The sequence below is a fragment of the Flavobacterium sp. GSB-24 genome, from assembly GCF_027924665.1.
Classification (GTDB): domain Bacteria; phylum Bacteroidota; class Bacteroidia; order Flavobacteriales; family Flavobacteriaceae; genus Flavobacterium.
Genome location: NZ_AP027043.1, coordinates 2,086,334 through 2,107,506, shown reverse-complemented (window position 1 = coordinate 2,107,506; position 21,173 = coordinate 2,086,334). Strand labels below are relative to the sequence as shown.

The 21,173-nt window shown below is 37.3% G+C and carries 11 protein-coding genes, 2 tRNA genes and 4 rRNA genes; 1 reads left to right on the top strand and 16 read right to left on the bottom strand.

Features of this window, described 5'->3' with window-relative positions; genetic code table 11:
* Nucleotides 1-7: 7 nt before the first annotated feature.
* From QMG60_RS09360 to QMG60_RS09315, 10 genes are all read right to left on the bottom strand, one after another.
* Nucleotides 8-1,489 carry an FGGY family carbohydrate kinase gene (locus tag QMG60_RS09360; protein WP_281867599.1) on the bottom strand — a complete coding sequence of 494 codons (1,482 nt, stop codon included), beginning with the start codon at nucleotides 1,487-1,489 and terminating at the stop codon, nucleotides 8-10.
* Between the two features lie 3 nt (nucleotides 1,490-1,492).
* Complete coding sequence (locus QMG60_RS09355; RefSeq protein WP_281867598.1) at nucleotides 1,493-2,500, bottom strand: GntR family transcriptional regulator; 1,008 nt, start codon at nucleotides 2,498-2,500, stop codon at nucleotides 1,493-1,495.
* 514 nt (nucleotides 2,501-3,014) lie between these two features.
* Nucleotides 3,015-4,049 carry a glycoside hydrolase family 43 protein gene (locus tag QMG60_RS09350; protein ID WP_057119750.1) on the bottom strand — a complete coding sequence of 345 codons (1,035 nt, stop codon included), beginning with the start codon at nucleotides 4,047-4,049 and terminating at the stop codon, nucleotides 3,015-3,017.
* Nucleotides 4,050-4,070: 21 nt separating this feature from the next.
* Nucleotides 4,071-5,504 (bottom strand): MFS transporter, encoded by a 1,434-nt coding sequence (locus QMG60_RS09345; protein WP_281867595.1) that lies wholly within the window; start codon nucleotides 5,502-5,504, stop codon nucleotides 4,071-4,073.
* A gap of 252 nt (nucleotides 5,505-5,756) precedes the next feature.
* The gene (locus tag QMG60_RS09340) at nucleotides 5,757-6,866 is read right to left on the bottom strand and encodes an endo-1,4-beta-xylanase (protein ID WP_281867594.1); all 1,110 of its coding nucleotides are present in this window, start codon (nucleotides 6,864-6,866) and stop codon (nucleotides 5,757-5,759) included.
* 188 nt (nucleotides 6,867-7,054) lie between these two features.
* Complete coding sequence (gene uxuA / locus QMG60_RS09335; RefSeq protein WP_281867931.1) at nucleotides 7,055-8,215, bottom strand: mannonate dehydratase; 1,161 nt, start codon at nucleotides 8,213-8,215, stop codon at nucleotides 7,055-7,057.
* Between the two features lie 114 nt (nucleotides 8,216-8,329).
* A complete protein-coding gene (locus tag QMG60_RS09330; RefSeq protein WP_281867593.1) occupies nucleotides 8,330-9,067 on the bottom strand; it encodes an SDR family oxidoreductase in 738 nt (245 codons plus the stop codon).
* 15 nt (nucleotides 9,068-9,082) lie between these two features.
* A complete protein-coding gene (locus QMG60_RS09325) occupies nucleotides 9,083-11,233 on the bottom strand; it encodes an alpha-glucuronidase family glycosyl hydrolase (RefSeq protein WP_281867592.1) in 2,151 nt (716 codons plus the stop codon).
* A gap of 271 nt (nucleotides 11,234-11,504) precedes the next feature.
* Nucleotides 11,505-12,536 carry a LacI family DNA-binding transcriptional regulator gene (locus QMG60_RS09320; RefSeq protein ID WP_281867591.1) on the bottom strand — a complete coding sequence of 344 codons (1,032 nt, stop codon included), beginning with the start codon at nucleotides 12,534-12,536 and terminating at the stop codon, nucleotides 11,505-11,507.
* A 150-nt stretch (nucleotides 12,537-12,686) separates the two neighbouring features.
* The gene (locus QMG60_RS09315) at nucleotides 12,687-13,136 is read right to left on the bottom strand and encodes a PepSY-like domain-containing protein (protein WP_281867590.1); all 450 of its coding nucleotides are present in this window, start codon (nucleotides 13,134-13,136) and stop codon (nucleotides 12,687-12,689) included.
* A 202-nt stretch (nucleotides 13,137-13,338) separates the two neighbouring features.
* On the opposite strand from QMG60_RS09315, the gene QMG60_RS09310 reads away from it, so the two are divergent.
* Nucleotides 13,339-14,355, top strand: coding sequence for a proline iminopeptidase-family hydrolase (locus QMG60_RS09310; RefSeq protein ID WP_281867588.1), 1,017 nt, complete (start codon nucleotides 13,339-13,341; stop codon nucleotides 14,353-14,355).
* 121 nt (nucleotides 14,356-14,476) lie between these two features.
* Here the strand turns inward: QMG60_RS09310 and rrf (QMG60_RS09305) are convergent.
* From rrf (QMG60_RS09305) to rrf (QMG60_RS09280), 6 genes are all read right to left on the bottom strand, one after another.
* Nucleotides 14,477-14,586: ribosomal RNA gene (gene rrf, locus QMG60_RS09305) — 5S ribosomal RNA — on the bottom strand.
* Between the two features lie 178 nt (nucleotides 14,587-14,764).
* A 23S ribosomal RNA gene (locus QMG60_RS09300) occupies nucleotides 14,765-17,646 on the bottom strand.
* Nucleotides 17,647-17,774: 128 nt separating this feature from the next.
* A tRNA-Ala gene (locus tag QMG60_RS09295) sits at nucleotides 17,775-17,848 on the bottom strand.
* 170 nt (nucleotides 17,849-18,018) lie between these two features.
* A tRNA-Ile gene (locus QMG60_RS09290) sits at nucleotides 18,019-18,092 on the bottom strand.
* A gap of 195 nt (nucleotides 18,093-18,287) precedes the next feature.
* Nucleotides 18,288-19,801, bottom strand: a 16S ribosomal RNA gene (locus QMG60_RS09285).
* A 1,227-nt stretch (nucleotides 19,802-21,028) separates the two neighbouring features.
* Nucleotides 21,029-21,138 (bottom strand): 5S ribosomal RNA (gene rrf / locus QMG60_RS09280).
* The 16S, 23S and 5S rRNA genes sit together here with 2 tRNA genes alongside, the layout of an rRNA operon.
* Nucleotides 21,139-21,173: the final 35 nt, after the last annotated feature.

Genomic DNA, 21,173 nt, shown 5'->3' with positions numbered 1-21,173 from the left:
GATTTTTTTATTTATTTGTTAATATTAATTCTAATTCTTTTTTCCATTTTTGATAAGCAGTCTCATATGGTTCTTTGTTGTGAAGTGGTAAAAATGTCATTACATGATCATTGTCACTCACATTAGCTCCAAATTTGCTATAATCACCATCTTTTAAACCAACCGCTCTTGCAGCACCAACTGCTCCTGTTGTATTGTAAATTTCAATTTCGTGGCCAATTAAAGTTGCCACAGTATTAGAGAAAATTTCAGAACGGAACAAATTATCATTCCCCGCTCTAATGACATTAATCGTCGCATTATCCTCTTTTAAACATTCCATTCCGTACACAAACGAAAAGGCAATTCCTTCTAAAGAAGCTCTAAACAAATGGGCGCTATTGTGAATATTCAGGTTTAGATTTAAAAAATGTGTTCCGATATTTTTGTTGTTGAACATACGCTCTGCACCATTTCCAAACGGAATTACCACAACGCCTTCTGATCCTACTTCAACATTTGAAGCTTTTTCATTCATTACTTCGTAACTTTCATTCCCCATATTATTACGAAGCCATCTGTACTGAATTCCTGCTCCATTAATATTTAAAAGTTTACCAACTCTCGGCGTTTCCAATTCGTAATTTACGTGAACGAAATTGTTTACTCGAGTGCTTTTTCCAGAAGACATTTCGCTTACTGCATAAAAAACTCCAGATGTTCCGCCTGTTGCCGCTACTTCTCCCGGATTCAAAACATTTAATGACAAAGCATTATTCGGCTGATCCCCGGCCCTGTAAACAATCGGAATTCCTGCTGGAAGACCCGATGCTGCCGAAGCTTCTTCCGTAACAACTCCTTGATTTGTAAAGTTCTCTACAATTTTTGGCGTCAAAGACTGATCTATTCCGTAGTAATCCAAAAGCCAGTCGGCTACTTTATTTTCTTTATAATCCCAAAGCATTCCTTCAGATAAACCGTTTTTGGTTGTCGTTACTTCGCCTGTCAATTTCAAAGCGATGTAATCTCCCGGAAGCATGTATTTATCAATTTTCTTATAAACTTCAGGCTCGTTTTCTTTTACCCATTTCAGTTTCGAAGCTGTAAAATTCCCTGGCGAATTCAATAAATGCGACATGCATTTTTCTTCTCCAATTTCGGTGAAAGCCTTATTTCCAATTTCTACCGCACGGCTGTCACACCAAATAATCGAATTTCGAAGTGCCTTTTTTTCTTTATCCACGATCACCAATCCATGCATTTGGTAAGAAATTCCAATTCCCTGAATTTTCGATGCATCGATATTTGATTCTTTAATTGCTCTTTTTGTCGCAGTACAAATGTGCTGCCACCAGATTTCAGGATCCTGCTCTGCCCAATCTGGGTGAATAGAAAGGATTTCCATTTCGTTCTGCGGTTCATTCAAAACGATTACTTTTTTACCCGTTTCTGCTTCCACCAAGGCTGCCTTGACAGAAGAACTTCCAATATCATATCCGATATAATACATAATTTACAATGATTCTCTTAATATTAAATTTGTCGGCACATAACACTGAGTATCTTCGTCATGCGTAATAAATGCCGCTGCTTTGGTTCCTATTTCTTTAAAATCAGTTGACACAACCGAAATTCCTTTGTATATAAATTTCTTCATTGGCGTTTCGTTATAAGACAAAAATCCAACGTCTTTTCCAGGTTCTAAATCTTTCTCTTTGCACTGCTCCAAAAAATATCCTAGAATCCTGTCACTTACACTGATATAAGCAATTTCTTTTTCGATATTGAACTTTTTAGGATCTGTAATAATTTCATATTCAAAATTAAAATCAGCACAAAACTTCTTAAAAAACTCAACCGTTTCCCAAGGATGATTCGTAAAATCGGGATAAACAAAATCTATTTTTTTATACTTTTTAAACAAATCAACCGCTTGTGTCAATGAATCGTAAAATGCTCTACCAAAATCCTGAAAAACATAATTACTAGCTTTACCAGCCTGAATATTCCAGTCAATTAAAAGCAGTTTATCGTTTGAAATCGCAGACAAAGCTGGAGCAATAGCTGCGTGGTCAAAATTCATCACCACATATTTATAATACTTTCCGATTCCGTTGTTGATAATCGTTTTAAAAACATCAATATTATAATGATGAAACTGCACATCGATAATCACATTGTCTGGCAGATTATTCACAACCGAATGGTATAAAACCTCCTTATATGCTTTAAAAGTGTCTAAAACCAAAAGCACTTTTCTCGTTTCGCCTGCCACATAATAGCCCTTATTCGGAACCGAATCAATTACATTCTGCTCTTTCAAAATCGAATAAGCCTTAAAAACTGTATCTCTCGAAAGCTGGTACGTTTTACAAATCACATTTACAGACGGAAGTAAATCTCCCTTTTGCAAAATATTCTCAGCAATCGAATTTGTGATTCCGTCAACCAGTTGCTGGTACTTCGGGATATCACTATCATGATTGATTATAAATTCAAATTTTTCTTCTTCTTTTAGCATACCGTTCTGTTCCGTTCTGTTATGCTAAAGTAGATAAAAATCTTTTATAAAAAATTCTTTTTGACATTAAAATTGTTAATTTTTAAATCAAAATAATTTGGGCGTGTCCTTCGGCCGGGCTATCCGCTTCAAGTCCTCGCTCTTCCTTCGTCAGGCTGTGGGCTTTCCACTACTATCCCTCACGCAGACGGTTTTCAAAAAAAAAGCTAGATATTATTTTCTATATAATTTTAATAGCTTCAGAGGGAGCGAAATATTTTCAAGATATATTTCGCTCGTTTGGAGTTCCTTACTAATACAATAAATGTTTCTATAAATTTTCGCCCCGCTGGGAATACTAGAATTATTTATAAATCAATTTCTCTAAAGCTCCAGAAGACATCCTCATCGTCACAAAGCTCTAGCTGAGCGACCTATTATTATATTATTTCATTTCAAACTTCAAATTTCATTTCAAACTTCAAACAACACAACCGATTGTGATTTTTGTGAAATTTTTTTATACTAAAAAATCCTAATCAAACAATCTCCTTATCCCATAAGGATCAATCGTCACTATCGAACCATCTTCAAGATAATCGATTTTGGTAACTTTCATGCTTCTTAAATGCGTTACACCTTTTGACAAACTCGAATCGTGGTAAAATAAATACCATTCACCTTCAACTTCACAAATTGAATGATGCGACGTCCATCCTACAACCGGATTCAAGATTCTTCCCTGATACGTAAATGGTCCATAAGGATTATCGCCAATAGCATAACAAATAAAATGCGTGTCACCTGTAGAATACGAAAAATAATATTTTCCGTTATACTTATGAACCCATGAAGCTTCAAAGAAACGACGGTCATTATCCCCTGCTAAAAGATCTTTTCCGTTTTCATCCAGAATTTTAATTTCTCTTGGATCTTCTGCAAACTCAAGCATATCATCACGAAGCAAGGCTACGATTGGTCCTAAAGCAGGTTCATTTCCAGAAGGCTCTTCGTTATTTTGATTGTATTTGTTATTTCTATATTTCTGTAATTGCCCGCCCCAAATACCGCCAAAATATATATAATGCTTTCCGTCTTCGTCTTCAAAAACCGCAGGATCAATGCTGTAACTTCCTTTTATGGCGTCTGGCTGAGGTAAAAAAGGTCCAACTGGAGAATCACTTACAGCAACTCCAATCTGAAAAATTCCGTTGGCACGTTTGGCAGGGAAATACAAATAATATTTTCCGTTTTTATGTGCCGCATCTGGCGCCCACATTTGTTTTTCGGCCCATCGAACATCATTCACATGAAGTGCAACACCATTATCAACGGCTTTTGATGAAATGTCATCCATCGAGAAAACATGATAATCTTCCATTCCGAAATGATCTCCATTATCGTTAAAAGGAATTCCCGCATCAATATCATGCGACGGATAAATATAAATTTTACCATTAAATACATGCGCAGACGGATCTGCAGTATAAATATGAGATACTAAAGGCTTTGAAATTGCCAGTTTATTAATTTCTTCGAAATTAATTTGTTCAATACTATCTTCAGGCATAGTGATATCTTTGTTTAATAATTAAGTTCTTCTTTCTTTTAATTCTGTTTCAATCTGCACTTCCATCTGTTTATTTATTTTATAGAAAAACAATAATCCAGCTCCAATTAAAAATGGAATTGCAGGAAAGATGCTGACCAATAATTTGATTCCGTTAATGGCAGTTTCCGTCTGTACAGCCGAATTTGGAGCGTAATGAAAATAACCTAGAAACAATGTTGTTAAGGCTCCGCCAATACTCAATCCTGCTTTTAAACCTACCATCATTGCAGAGAAAATAATTGCAGTTGCGCGGCGGTTGTTCAGCCATTCCGAATAATCAGCTACATCAGCAATCATCGCCCAAAGAATTGGAATCGTGATTCCGTAGAAAAATCCATGTAAAATTTGGGAGAAAAACATCAATCTGACTGATGTTGGAGGGTAGAAATAGAATGCGATAATAAATAAGGTTGAAATAAATAAAAACAATCTGAATACATTTCGCTTTCCGTATTTATCTGCCAGGTTTTTAGATAATGTAATTCCGACGATCATAAATATAATTCCGCCGGCATTAAACAATCCAAATCCTGCAGAAACGGGATCATTTCCAAAATGATTCAACCCTATATTTGATAAAGTATCCAAAATAGGCTGAATAAAAACTGCCAACTGCTCTTTATCTACATAGTTTTCAAAATAATAAACATACGAACCGCCTTTCATCGCCAAGGTAATGAAAACCAAAGTAGTAAGAGAAAGCATAATTACCCAAGGTCTGTTTTTGACTAGGTCGCCTAAATCTTCTTTTACACTCGATTTTTGTTCTGGTTTTGGAATAATCCTTTCTTTGGTAGTCAAAAATGTAATTAAAAGCATGATGGTTCCAATAACTGCTAGAACTGTCATTACTTTTTCAATGCCAATTGCCTTGTCTCCGTTTCCTGCACTTTTTATAATTCCAAGCATAAAAACCTGAACAAAAAACTGAGCAAACATAACCGCTACAAAACGATAGGACGACATACTGTTTCTTTCGGACATATCGCCTGTTATAACGCCGCTCAAAGCAGAATAAGGCAGATTATTTCCTGCATAAAAAAGTAGTAATAAAGTATAAGTTACTACTGCGTAAATTACTTTTCCTTTATAAGAGAAATCTGGAGTTGAAAAGGCTAATAATGCTACTACTCCAAGCGGAATTGCAGTTGCTAAAATCCACGGTCTGAATTTTCCCCATTTTGTACTGGTTCTATCTGCTAAAACTCCAATAATTGGATTAAAAATAAAAGCGGCAACTAACCCAACGACTAGCATTATAATAGATGAATCTGTTGGCGATAAGCCGTAAATATCGGTATAGAAATAAGCCAGATATGTCATCAAAGTCTGAAAAACTAAATTGGCGGCTAGGTCTCCTAAGCTGTACCCAATTTTTTCTTTGATAGATAATTTTTGTGAAATGTTAGTCATTGGTGGTTTTGTGATTAGTTAGCTTCTCTCCTGCAAGTTTTCAAAACGTTGTAGGTCTTAGTTCGAACTGCTTTTTTAGTCATTACTGCAAGGTTTTTAAACCTTACAGAAATAAAATCTTTATTAAAACAATCGGTTGTGTAAAATTAGGTAAAAAAACATATTATGCAAATTTAGTTTACTTTATTTCAATAATATTTTAAAAAACAACCGCTTGTTAGTAATTTTCTAATAGAAACAATATTTAACTAATTATTCTTCAGCATTTTTTAATTTCAAAATGCTATCGTAAGCAGGTTTGTGTTTTAAATTAACATCAAAGGGCAGCGGATAATTGGTTCTGCCTTTAATAGGCCAGTCATTTAACCAGGATTGCCCATCGTAAACACCCCAAAAAGTAACTCGGCTAATTTTGTCTTTGTGTTTTAAAAATAATTTAAAAATAGATGCATAGCGTTCTGCTAATTTTGTTTGAATAGAATCTGGCAACTTTTCAGAATACGGATTCATTTTTGGATTTCCCTCAAATTTCTGATTGACATCTGCTCCTTTTAAATCCCACGGATTTGGTAAAACCGTAATATCCAATTCTGTAAAAGCAACTTTAATTCCCAATGCAGAATATTCTAAAATACTTTTCTCGATTTCTTCAATCGATGGACTTTGCAGCCTCCAATGTCCTTGAATCCCAACACCATCAACTTTTCCGCCTTCGGCTTTTATTCTTTTTATTAAAGCAATCGCTCCAGCTCGTTTTGCAGGTTCTTCGATATTGTAATCGTTGTAATATAACTCTGCTTTTGGATCTGCCTTTTCTGCCAGTTTAAAAGCATCAACTAAATATTTTTCACCCAGTGCTTTCAAAAAAACAGACTGTCTCAAAGTACCGTCATCGTTTAAAGCTTCATTTACGACATCCCAAGAATTGATTCTTCCTTTATACTTAGAAACAATAGTTGTGATATGATCTTTCATAAAAGCTTTCATTTCTGTACTGTCTATAATTTTCTCCATCCACGGCGCTAATTGACTGTGCCAAATCAAAGTGTGCCCATGAATAAACATTTTGTTTTTCTCGCCATATTCCACAAATTTATCTGATAAAACAAAATCATATTTATCTTTCTGCGGATGCGTGAACATTGATTTCATGATATTTTCTGCTGTAATTGCATTAAATTCTTTTTTAATCAACGAATCTACTTTGGCATCTTTTTGTTCGATTTGATCTGCACTTAAAGCTGTTCCTATGTAAAAATCATTCTTGTAAACATCTTTTAGTGAAGCGGTTTCTTTTTGAGATGTACAGCTTACAGTCAGTAAAGTTGTGACGGCAAATAAATAAGGTTTAATAAATTTCATATATTTGGTTTAATAGTTAATAGTTTTTATCTAATCTACGATCACAGTTTTATCATTTCGAAGTAAGAAGAAATTGCACTCAGGATTTGACAAAGATTAGCGACATTCTATGCAGAGTTTCTCGTGCGATTCCGCGTTCCTCGGAATGACAAATAGAACACTTATCTCTTCTAAACCGTAAGTTTATTTTATTTCAATTTATAAGCAATTCCCATTTCTAATCCTCTTAACTCAGCAAGACCTTTTAGTCTTCCTACCAAAGAATATCCAGGATAGGTTTCTTTCGTTTCATCTGCTGAATGCAGAAATCCGTGATCGGGACGCATTGGCAAGCTTATTTTTGTTTTATCCATCAGCATCAATAATTTTTCTACAATAGCTTCCATATTCGCATCACCATTTAAATGTTCTGATTCCCTGAAAATAGTTTCGCTTTCGCGGATGGTATTTCGAAGATGCAAAAAGTGAATCCTGTCTCCAAAATCGTCTATTATTTTCTCCAGGTTATTATTAGGATTTGCACCCAGAGAGCCTGTGCAATAACATAGTCCGTTTGCATTTAACGGAACAGCTTCTAAAATGGCTTTAATATCTTGTTCTGTAGAAACAATCCTCGGCAATCCTAAAACAGAAAACGGCGGATCATCGGGATGAATCGCTAATTTTGCGCCAATTTCTTCCGCAATGGGGGTAACTTCTGATAAAAAATAAATCAAGTTTTCTCTCAATTTTTCATTATCGATATTCGCATAATTATCTAATAAAGATAAAATCTGTTCTGCCGTAAAATTGACCTTACTTCCCGGCAATCCCAACAAAACATTTTTAAATAATAATGCTTTTTCATCTTCTGAAAGTTTATTCCCAAAGTTTAAGGCATTGTGTTTTTGAACCTCAGAATAATCGTTTTCAGCATTTGGTCTTTTTAAAAGAAAAACATCAAAATAAGTAAAAGCATCCTGATTATAAAGTAAGGCTTTACTTCCATCTCCGTTGATAAAATTATGATTCGTTCTAACCCAGTCCAAAATCGGCATAAAATTATAGGTGATAATTTTGATACCGCATTCTGCCAGATTTCTTAAACTAATTTTATAATTTTCGATGTATTGCAGATAATTTCCTGAGGCTCTTTTTATTTCTTCATGCACAGGCAGACTTTCAACCACAGTCCATTCTAATCCATAATTTCGAATGATTTCTTGTCTTTCCTTTATTGCTTCAATCGTCCAGATATAACCAACCGGAATTTGATGCAAAGCGGTTACAATTCCCGTTGCTCCAGCTTGCTTAATATCAGTCAAACTTACATTGTCATTAGGACCGAACCATCTCATGGTTTGCTGCATTTTTATCATACTTCTTTTTTTTATGCCACGAAGGCACTAAATCACAAAGTTTTTCTCTTCCAAATATTTTAAAATAAACCTTTGTGACTTAGCGACTTTGTGGCATTTTCACAATTAAAACCCAATACTATTTCCTCCATCAACTGGCAAAACAGTTCCTGTTGTATATTTTGACTCGTTTAAAGCAAAATAATAAACAGCGTCTGCAATATCTGAAGGTTCTCCTAAAAAGCCCATTGGAGTTCTTCCCAATACTTTATTTTTTCTTTCTGGATCATTATCCAAAGCTGCCGCTGACATTTTAGTTTTAATAAATCCTGGAGCAATACAGTTTACGCGAATGCCGGACGGAGCCAATTCTGTTGCCATTGCGCGTGTCATAGATTCAATTGCGCCTTTACTTGCAGAATATGCAATTACTTTTGGAATTCCGTATTGCGATGCCATTGAACTGATATTAACGATACTTCCTCCGCCATTTTCTTTCATGTTTTTAATCACTTCTCTACTTACTGTAAAAACACTCAAAAGATTGGTGTGAATTACCGAAAGAAAATCTTCATCCGTCACGTCTGGAATTTCTTTTTTAAGATTGATTCCTGCATTATTTACCAAAATATCTATTGAACCATGTTTTGTAAGACTTTCAATCATTGCAGGAATTCCAGCCAAATCATTCAAATCAAAAATCACTGGAATTGCATTTTCACCAATTTCACGACAAGCATCTTCGGTCTTCTCTTTCGATCGGCCAATTATATACGTTTTGATTCCGTTATCACACAGTTTTTTTGCTGTGGCATAACCTAAACCTGAATTTCCTCCTGTAACAATTGCAGTTTTTTTACTCATAATTTATTATGTAATTTAATTTCCCGGCGCAAATGGGAATTTTAATGATTTAAAATATTCTAATGTTTGTGTTGGTTTTTCAACTCCTTCAGGAAGTGCTTTTCCAGAAAACTGCTGAAAATATAATAAGCAGGCATCGCGCCACCATTTTGCTTCTTTTTGTTGGATTTCTAATAACATTTTAACTTCGTTAAAGCGTTCGTAGTCAATATATTTTTCTGTTTTATTCCAAACATTTTGCATCTCTGTAACCTGATTTACACCTTCCTGATATTTAAGCGAAAGTCCGTTCCAAAGTGTCTGACCGTTTTTCAGTTTATAATCCCACGAAATATGATGAAACCATAATAAATCTTTCTCAGGACAAGTTTCTATATTATCAAAAAGCTTTTCTAGTTCTGGCGCGTATTGGGAAGTGGCATTTGTTCCCGACTTTGACCTGTCGAAACCAATTCCATTTTTGTCCGCTTTATGATAATATGTAGGATTCCATTCTGGACGTGATAAATCTGAAACCCAAGGTCCCGGTCCGTAGTGATGACCTGTATCCATAATATGATGCAGACCAAGCGGTGTCATATAATTTACAACGGCTTCACGCGAATCGATCATCATCTTTTTAACTGGTTTTATAAAATTTTCATCGTTTGAAAAAGTACATCTCAACCACTCATCGGCAATCGTTTCTGAATCCAAATACGGATTCCAAGCCAGTCTTCCGAAACCATACCAATTTGCCTGTGCAAAAGGATGCCCAGTCCAGTTCAAATCGTTGCCGATATTGGCAACACCAGCAATTCCAGTTAGTTTATTTTCATATAAAGTACCATCTATAACTTTGGCAACGGTTGAACCTTTTCCTTTTTGATACGTATCTGATTCTAAAACTTCCTGAAATAATTTGGGCAGAAAAACCAAATGCGTGCTAAACCCTAAATATTCCTGCGTGATTTGAAATTCCATCATTAAAGGCGTTTTCGGCATAGCACCAAATAAAGGATGAAATGGTTCTCTAGGCTGAAAATCGATTGCTCCATTTTTTACCTGAACAATTACGTTTTTTTTGAATTTTCCATCATACGGCTGAAATTCGGCATAAGCCTGTTTTGCACGATCATTTGCGTCGTGTTCTGAATATACAAAGGCTCTCCACATAATTACACCTCCAAAAGGAGCAACTGCATCTGCAAGCATATTGGCGCCATCAACATGATCTCTTCCGTAATTTTGAGGCCCAGGCTGACCTTCTGAATTGGCTTTCACCAAAAACCCGCCAAAATCAGGAATTCGTTTGTAAATTTCTTTTGCTTTATTTTTCCACCAATTCATCACTTCAGGATCTTTGGGATCGGCAGATTTTAGTTTTCCAATTTCAATTGGTGCCGAAAATCTTGCAGTTAAATATACTTTAATTCCATAAGGCCTGAAAATATTCGCTAAAGCTTCAACTTTTTCTAAATATTGTGAGGTCAGGATTAAAGCATTTGCATTCACATTATTTAAAACAGTTCCATTAATTCCAATTGAAGCATTCATTCTTGCATAATCGATATAACGCTGATCGATAAAATCAGGAAGTTTCTGCCAATTCCATAAAGAAAATCCAGCATAACCTCTTTCAATTGTACGGTCGAGATTATCCCAATGATTTAAGATGCGGATATTTGTTTTTGGAGAATCAACAATATTTAAATTCTGGATTGATTTATTGGTTTGCAATATTCTCAGTAAATTAAAAACTCCGTACAAAACTGCAATGTCATTTTTACCCGTAATAATGATTTGTTTTTTGCTTTTAAGGGAAATAGATTTAATAATAAAACCTTCTGTATTTATTTTATCAAAATCAGACTGTACTTCTTTTTTAACTTCAGCATTTAAATTCGATTGTGAACCAATTATTAAATTGTTCTCTCCTTTTATATCCGAATTAATTTCAAGAATATTTCCGAACATATCTAAAAATCCTATTTTAATTTCCTTTTCAGCAATTTTTATGGTTTCGGAATTTCCTAAAACTACAATTTTTTTAAAATTGTTTTTATATTCTGAAGCAATTGCAGAATTACTCACAACATTGTACTGAAGCCACAATTTATAATCCTTTTGGGCCCAAGCTGAAAAGGAAATCAAAATAAACAAGAAAACAAATCTTAATGAAGTCATTGGTTTTAATTTATTCTTTACAATTTTATTTTAAAAGAATCAATATTTAATTCCTTAATAAAAGTATTTGACAAAATTTTAATTTAAAAAATACATTATCTGAAATAAAATACTGATTGCAATCGGTTGCGTAAAAATATAAGATTGTTATATAAGAAAAAAATTTTAGCTGTCTTTTTTTTAAAAAATAATTAGTATAACAAATAAAAGCAGGATAATTATAAAAACTATCCTGCTTTAACTGGGTTGAATTTGTATTAAAATCCTATTTTTAACTTTTCTGCGAAGATTCTCTAGCTAATACTTCTGTATTTAAAAAAGTAATTTCCTTGGCATCATCATTTTTAGATGATTTCAGGTTTTTGATAATAATATCAGCTGCTGCTTTTCCCATTTTCTCAGCGGGATGTGTAATTGTAGATAAATTAGGATCAATAATCTGTGAAATTGGATCGTTATTAAAGCCAATTACCTTGAATTCTTCTGGCACTTTAATACCTCGTTTCTTTGCAGTCTGTACAGCACTTACTGCCAGGATATCTCCAGGTGCAAATAAACCGTCTGGAATTGGATTTAAATCAAACAATGCATTGCTGGCTTTTACACCATCTTCGTAAGTAACCGAATTCAAGTTAATAATCAATTCTTCTTCAACTTCTATATTATGGTCTTTTAAAGCTTCGATATAACCTCTTTTTCTTTCGTTGTACAAATTACCTAATTCTGAACCAGCCGTTAAATGACCAATGCGAATACATCCTTGTTCTATAAGATGTTTTGTAGCTTTGTACCCTGCTGTATAATTATCAATAACAACCCTAAAAGTGTTATAATCTTTAGGAACCCTGTCCACAAATACCAACGGAATATTATTATTTGAAAACTGATGAAAATGAGCTGTATCTCTGGTTTCCATTGCAAGAGAGCAAATCACACCACTTACACGATTGCTGTATAATGATTTGGCCATATTGACTTCTTCTTCGTAAGAATCATGCGACTGCATAATAATTACGGTATAATCCGACTTTTGAGCTGTAATTTCTATACCGCTAATTAGTGATGACAAAAATGGCTGAGTAACAGTCGGAATCAAAACACCAATAGTTCTGGTTTTATTGCCTCGCAAACCTGCTGCTAAAGTATTAGGAACAAATCCCATTTCTTCAGCAGTTTTTTTTACTTTCTTTATTGTTTTATTACTTATGGTATGATGATCTTTTAAGGCCCGTGAAATGGTCGATGTAGCCAAATTTAATCGTTCAGCAATATCATAAATCGTTACATGTTTATTTTCTTCCATGAAATAAAAAATAGAAATGTAAATATAAACTATTTTCTCCCAAGATTATCTTTACTGAAATGGCTCAAAATAAAAATGTCCATCTAAAATAAGTCCTTCATTTAATTTGAAGATTTACTTTAGATGAACATAGCATAGTAAATATCAATTTTATTTTTCTTTTATGCCATTTTTTTTGTCTTTAAGGATTTTACCTTCTTTAGTGAATTCCAAATCAATATCATTTGTTAAATCCACATCCAAATCTTTATGCCCATAATCAATATGAGTAATTTTTTCATTCGGATAATTTTTTGATACATACTCTTTAATATTATCTGGAATAAAAGCAGTTGGAATTGGTTTGTCTCCGCCGTCTACTTCTCTATATGATCCATCCTTCCAGAATTCTACTTCTGTTCCGTCTTGCAATTTTACCTCAAAACCTTTCTCACCGTGTTCTGCATCTTTATTAGCACTTGTGACTGTCGTTTCGCTAAAATGTTTTTTCAAAAATTCCTGAGCTGGTTTTGGCAATTCTGATACTTCGATCTTCTTCTGTGCGCTGACCGAAATTGTTAAGCTTAACAATCCTATGGCTAAAAATATTTTCGTTTTCATAATGATTTATTTAAGTATAGTATTACTAATTTACTACAAGAAAATTTTTATTCAAATCTATTTAAGATTTTTTTAGTGTTTTAAAATGCAATATATACAACTGATTACAAGATTAATACATTGCAATTTCACCAAAAAAAGAAAAAAAAATCGATATGGAAAATAATTTGTAAATTAGTTCAAACTACTAAATTTTAAACCCATGCGTTATATCCTGATCTTTGGAGTTTTTTTACTAACAGCATCCTGTAAAAAAGAAAACCAATCGAATGAACTTACTAATTATTTCAGCTACAATCAAGGTGATGTAGAATCTGCAGGAGTAAAAATGATCCCAATAAAGACTCCACTTGGCGAATTTAAAGTTTGGACAAAACGTTTTGGAAATAATTCAAAAATCAAAATACTTCTATTACACGGCGGTCCTGCAATGACGCATGAATATATGGAGTGTTTTGAAACATTCTTTCAACGAGAAGGCTTCGAATTTTATGAATACGATCAGTTGGGATCTTATTACAGCGATCAGCCTAAAGATAGTAGTTTATGGACAATTGAACGATTTGTCGATGAGGTAGAACAAGTACGTAAAGCAATAAATGCAGATAAAAATAATTTTTATGTTCTGGGAAACTCATGGGGAGGAATTCTTGCAATGGAGTACGCCTTGAAATATCAAAAAAATATGAAAGGATTATTAGTTTCTAACATGATGGCAAGTGCTCCAGATTACGGAAAATATGCTGATGAGGTTTTAGCAAAACAAATGAACCCAGAAATTCTTAGGCAAATAAGATCTTTAGAAGCTAAAAAAGATTTCAATAATCCAAAATATATGGAATTACTAATACCCAATTTCTATAAAAAGCATTTGTGCCGATTAAAAGAATGGCCAGACGGATTAAATCGTGCCAGCAAACATATAAATGGAGAAATTTATAGCTTAATGCAAGGTCCAAGTGAATTTGGCATCAGCGGGAGATTAGCAAAATGGGATATTAAGAGTAGATTACATGAAATCACAATTCCAACCTTAATGATAGGAGCCAAATACGACACAATGGATCCAAAAGCTATGGAAGAACAAAGTAAATTAGTTCAAAATGGACGATACTTATATTGTCCAAATGGCAGCCACTTAGCAATGTGGGATGATCAAAAAATCTTTATGAATGGAGTAATTAAATTTATAAATGAGGTTAATGACAAGAAAATCTAATGGCATAAGCATAAATCAGGATTTAGATTCAAAATCAATAAATACAATCCGAAATTACATTAAACTAAAAACCAATAAAAACGAAAAAACCCTGTTTCGATTAGAAACAGGGTTTTGAAAAAAAAGGCGACGACATACTCTCCCACAATACTGCAGTACCATCTGCGCAGGCGGGCTTAACTACTCTGTTCGGGATGGGAAGAGGTGAGCCCCGCCGCAATAACCACCTTAAGGTTTTTAGTTATGGTTTTTGGATTTTGGTTTAGAGTTTATTGTTTTTCAACTCAAAACTTATAACCCAGGACTCATAACTGCCCGCGAAAGGCAAATATCTTAACATACTGAGATAAAGAAAAGTAAATATATTTTAGAAAGTTTCTTCTCCCGGCCGCAGCCGGGAGAAAAGGGTGTACATAAGCTTACGGATTATTAGTACTACTCGACTATGACATTACTGCCTTTACATCTATAGCCTATCAACGTGGTCATCTTCCACGATCCTTAAAAGAAATCTCATCTTGTGGTGGGTTTCGCGCTTATATGCTTTCAGCGCTTATCCCTTCCAAACGTAGCTACTCTGCGGTGCCCCTGGCGGGACAACAGATACACTAGAGGTTTGTCCAATTCGGTCCTCTCGTACTAGAATCAGATCCACTCAAATTTCTAACGCCCGCAGTAGATAGAGACCGAACTGTCTCACGACGTTCTGAACCCAGCTCGCGTGCCACTTTAATGGGCGAACAGCCCAACCCTTGGGACCTTCTCCAGCCCCAGGATGTGACGAGCCGACATCGAGGTGCCAAACCCCCCCGTCGATATGAGCTCTTGGGGGAGATCAGCCTGTTATCCCCGGCGTACCTTTTATCCTTTGAGCGATGGCCCTTCCATGCGGAACCACCGGATCACTATGCTCTACTTTCGTACCTGATCGACCTGTATGTCTCTCAGTCAAGCTCCCTTATGCCATTGCACTCTACGCACGGTTACCAAGCGTACTGAGGGAACCTTTAGAAGCCTCCGTTACTCTTTTGGAGGCGACCACCCCAGTCAAACTACCCACCAAGCAATGTCCCCCGCTTTTGCGGGGTTAGGCCTCAGATAAACAAAGGGTTGTATTTCAACAATGACTCCAAAGCGCCTGGCGACGCCCCTTCACAGTCTCCAACCTATCCTACACATCATTTATCCAAGGTCAATACTAAGCTATAGTAAAGGTGCACAGGGTCTTTTCGTCCCACTGCGGGTAAACGGCATCTTCACCGTTACTACAATTTCACCGAGCTCATGGCTGAGACAGTGTCCAGATCGTTACACCATTCGTGCAGGTCGGAACTTACCCGACAAGGAATTTCGCTACCTTAGGACCGTTATAGTTACGGCCGCCGTTTACTGGGGCTTCAATTCAATGCTTCTCCGAAGATAACATCTCCTCTTAACCTTCCAGCACCGGGCAGGTGTCAGGCCCTATACTTCATCTTACGATTTTGCAGAGCCCTGTGTTTTTGATAAACAGTCGCCTGGACCTCTTCACTGCGGCCCCGATTGCTCGGGGCGACCTTTCTCCCGAAGTTACAGGTCTATTTTGCCTAATTCCTTAGCCATGAATCTCTCGAGCACCTTAGGATTCTCTCCTCAACTACCTGTGTCGGTTTACGGTACTGGTGCTTATTACCTGAAGTTTAGAGGTTTTTCTTGGAAGCCCTTAGGCGCACTATCTCTTTGTCCGAAGACTCCGAGTACTATCGTATTTCACCATTCTCTGCGGATTTGCCTGCAGAGAATATAGCTAGGTACTTTAACGAACTATTCCGTCAGTCCGCGGCGCTTTCATCACTCCGTCACCCCATCACAGTAATAAGCAGTACGGGAATATTAACCCGTTGGCCATCGACTGTCCCTTTCGGGTTCGCCTTAGGACCAGACTAACCCACAGCTGATTAGCATAGCTGTGGAAACCTTAGTTTTTCGGTGTGCGGGTTTCTCGCCCGCATTATCGTTACTTATGCCTACATTTTCTTTTCTGACCGGTCCAGCATACCTTACGATACACCTTCTGCCCTGTCAGAATGCTCCCCTACCACTTACAGTAAACTGTAAATCCATAGCTTCGGTAATATGCTTATGCCCGATTATTATCCATGCTCGTCCGCTCGACTAGTGAGCTGTTACGCACTCTTTAAATGAATGGCTGCTTCCAAGCCAACATCCTAGCTGTCTGGGCAGACAAACCTCGTTCTTTCAACTTAGCATATATTTGGGGACCTTAGCTGATGGTCTGGGTTCTTTCCCTCTCGGACTTGGACCTTAGCACCCAAGCCCTCACTGTTATCAATCATTATACAGCATTCGGAGTTTGTCAGGAATTGGTAGGCGGTGAAGCCCCCGCATCCAATCAGTAGCTCTACCTCTGTATAACTAAAATAACGCTGCACCTAAATGCATTTCGGGGAGTACGAGCTATTTCCGAGTTTGATTGGCCTTTCACCCCTACCCACAGGTCATCCGAAGACTTTTCAACGTCAACCGGTTCGGTCCTCCACTGTGTGTTACCACAGCTTCAACCTGCCCATGGGTAGATCACACGGTTTCGCGTCTAACACTACTGACTAAAGCGCCCTATTCAGACTCGCTTTCGCTGCGGATCCATGTCTTAAACACTTATCCTTGCCAGCAACGTTAACTCGTAGGCTCATTATGCAAAAGGCACGCCGTCACCCCACGAAAGGGCTCCGACCGCTTGTAAGCGTATGGTTTCAGGATCTATTTCACTCCGTTATTCACGGTTCTTTTCACCTTTCCCTCACGGTACTGGTTCACTATCGGTCTCTCAGGAGTATTTAGCCTTAGCGGATGGTCCCGCCAAATTCAGACAGGGTTTCACGTGCCCCGCCCTACTCAGGATACCGCTATCTATTATACTTGTTACCCGTACGGGACTGTCACCCTCTATGGTGCTCCTTTCCAGAAGCTTCCGGTTCCTTGTACATAAAATACCGCGGTCCTACAACCCCGGCACTGCCGTAACAGCACCGGTTTGGGCTAATCCGCGTTCGCTCGCCACTACTTACGGAATCACTTTTGTTTTCTTCTCCTCCGCCTACTTAGATGTTTCAGTTCAGCGGGTTTGCCCACCTATCGGTGTGCTATGCCTTCAGCATAGCGGGTTGCCCCATTCAGGTATCTGCGGATCAATCGGTGTGTGCCCGTCCCCGCAGCTTTTCGCAGCTTATCACGCCTTTCATCGCCTCTGAGAGCCTAGGCATCCCCCATACGCCCTTATTTTGCTTATTGTACCAATCCTAAAATTAATCAGGACCGTTTTTTTTTGTTTTTTACAATAAAATTGTAAAAAACGCTTTCTACTTTCTTATTATTTTCTTATCTCAATATGTCAATGAACTTTTGTCCTTTCGGACCTGTGGAGAATAACGGAGTCGAACCGTTGACCTCCTGCGTGCAAGGCAGGCGCTCTAGCCAGCTGAGCTAATCCCCCATTTTAAATCTTAGATTTTAGAATTCAGATTTTAGATTTCTTAATTCTTCTCTAATTTCCTTTGGTGAATCCCAGCTTCCAGAATTTCCTTTAATCAAGCTTACAGTCTTTTTTTATTCCGTCTTTTGTAATTTATAATTCATAATTTACAATTAACCATTTTAAAAAAGTAGTCCCGGGCAGACTCGAACTGCCGACCCCTACATTATCAGTGTAGTACTCTAACCAGCTGAGCTACGAGACTCTGTTTTACTTAATTTTCATTTCTTTTAAATTAACAGCAAGAGTAATACAATCTCCAATTCAGATACCTGAAGATAACCATCTTTTTTCCTCATCGTGCCATTGTGTTAAATGTTATACGTTAAGGGTTAAGCGTCAAGACGCATCACTCATAACTTCTAACTCATAACCTTCGTGCTAACAATTGAGGCTCTAGAAAGGAGGTGTTCCAGCCGCACCTTCCGGTACGGCTACCTTGTTACGACTTAGCCCTAGTTACCAGTTTTACCCTAGGCAGCTCCTTGCGGTCACCGACTTCAGGCACCCCCAGCTTCCATGGCTTGACGGGCGGTGTGTACAAGGCCCGGGAACGTATTCACCGGATCATGGCTGATATCCGATTACTAGCGATTCCAGCTTCACGGAGTCGAGTTGCAGACTCCGATCCGAACTGTGACCGGCTTTATAGATTCGCTCCTGGTCGCCCAGTGGCTGCTCTCTGTACCGGCCATTGTAGCACGTGTGTAGCCCAAGGCGTAAGGGCCGTGATGATTTGACGTCATCCCCACCTTCCTCACAGTTTGCACTGGCAGTCTTGTTAGAGTTCCCGACACTACTCGCTGGCAACTAACAACAGGGGTTGCGCTCGTTATAGGACTTAACCTGACACCTCACGGCACGAGCTGACGACAACCATGCAGCACCTTGTAAATTGTCTTGCGAAAGTTCTGTTTCCAAAACGGTCAATCTACATTTAAGCCTTGGTAAGGTTCCTCGCGTATCATCGAATTAAACCACATGCTCCACCGCTTGTGCGGGCCCCCGTCAATTCCTTTGAGTTTCATTCTTGCGAACGTACTCCCCAGGTGGGATACTTATCACTTTCGCTTAGCCACTGAAATTGCTTCCAACAGCTAGTATCCATCGTTTACGGCGTGGACTACCAGGGTATCTAATCCTGTTCGCTACCCACGCTTTCGTCCATCAGCGTCAATCCATTAGTAGTAACCTGCCTTCGCAATTGGTATTCCATGTAATCTCTAAGCATTTCACCGCTACACTACATATTCTAGTTACTTCCTAATAATTCAAGTCCAGCAGTATCAATGGCCGTTCCACCGTTGAGCGATGGGCTTTCACCACTGACTTACAAGACCGCCTACGGACCCTTTAAACCCAATGATTCCGGATAACGCTTGGATCCTCCGTATTACCGCGGCTGCTGGCACGGAGTTAGCCGATCCTTATTCTTACGATACCGTCAGGCTGATTCACGAATCAGTGTTTCTTCTCGTACAAAAGCAGTTTACAATCCATAGGACCGTCATCCTGCACGCGGCATGGCTGGATCAGGCTTGCGCCCATTGTCCAATATTCCTCACTGCTGCCTCCCGTAGGAGTCTGGTCCGTGTCTCAGTACCAGTGTGGGGGATCTCCCTCTCAGGACCCCTACCCATCGTTGCCTTGGTAAGCCGTTACCTTACCAACCAGCTAATGGGACGCATGCTCATCTTTCACCGTTGTGACTTTAATTACATCCCGATGCCGGGTCGTAATACTATGAGGTATTAATCCAAATTTCTCTGGGCTATCCCTCTGTGAAAGGCAGATTGCATACGCGTTACGCACCCGTGCGCCGGTCTCTAAATCCGAAGACTTATACCCCTCGACTTGCATGTGTTAAGCCTGCCGCTAGCGTTCATCCTGAGCCAGGATCAAACTCTTCATCGTATATTGTAATATTATATTGCGATGATCATCTATCGGTTCTTTTCGAATCTTACAATTCTATTACTCTTATTCTTTTGTTCTAACATCTCTGTTAAAACGGCTGTCAATTCAATATGTCTACGAACGTGTCTTCTTTATCATTCCGCCTGTGTTTCAAAGCGGGTGCAAAACTAAAAATTCTTTTTGTTTCCTGCAAGAAAAATTAAAGTTTTTTTTGAAATTTTTAAATCTCTTTTTCTCCAATTCTTCTCTCAGTATCTCAAGGAACTTCCCGTGTTCTGCGGGGATGCAAATGTAATATCCGTTTTCCATTCCCACAAGCTTTTTCTAATCTTTTTTTGAAAATTTCTTTTCTCTTTTAATTAGTTTTTTCCTGCCGGTATTTCTGTGAACATTTCGTTGTTGCGGGTGCAAAAGTACTACCTTTATTTACATCTGCAAGACTTTTTTTTATATTTTTTCCATCTTTTTTGAAAGTTTTTCTTAACACACTGATAACTGCTAATTTACATTTATCAACCTTTTTGATAATTATGATTTATTTCTTCTTATTTCATCCTAAAAAAAGCTATAGATGAGATATTCCCCAAAAAAGGTTATAAAAGAATTGAAATTATTCTACAAGTAAATCTTCTTCGCCGTCATCAAAAGCCTGGTTCAAAACAGTCCAAAAAATAAATTGCATATACAGGATTAGTGAAACATGCAGAGTATTTGGTTATCACAAACCAGCTTATTTACAAACAGAAATCAAATCAATTAAAGTCAGCTCCCGACAAAGACCACCTCAAATCCACAGAGATATCGGTTCGTCATAAGATTCCAAAAACCGGCAGCAGGAAACTGTATTATATACTAAAAGATGATTTAAAAACATGTCAGATAAAGATAGGCAGAGACAAATTGTTTGTTTTTTTTACGTGATCAATATTTATTGATCTAAAGTTAGAAGATCCCATAAGACAACAAATTCAATACCCTAGATGTACAAATATCCAAATCAATAAAAGGAATTAACTCAAAGTACAAGAGCAGATTGGACTGCAGACATAACATACCTAAGAATAAAAGACAAGGTACATTACCTATTAGAAATCATAAGACAATATTATGACATACAAAATCATAGAGCTGATTAATCAATAAAACAACAACTCAATTAGAATCAAGATAAAAAACCAATAAAAACGAAAAAACCCTGTTTCGATTAGAAACAGGGTTTTGAAAAAAAGGCGGCGACATACTCTCCCACAATACTGCAGTACCATCTGCGCAGGCGGGCTTAACTACTCTGTTCGGGATGGGAAGAGGTGAGCCCCGCCGCAATAACCACCTTAAGGTTTTTAGTTATGGTTTTTGGTTTATTGTTTTT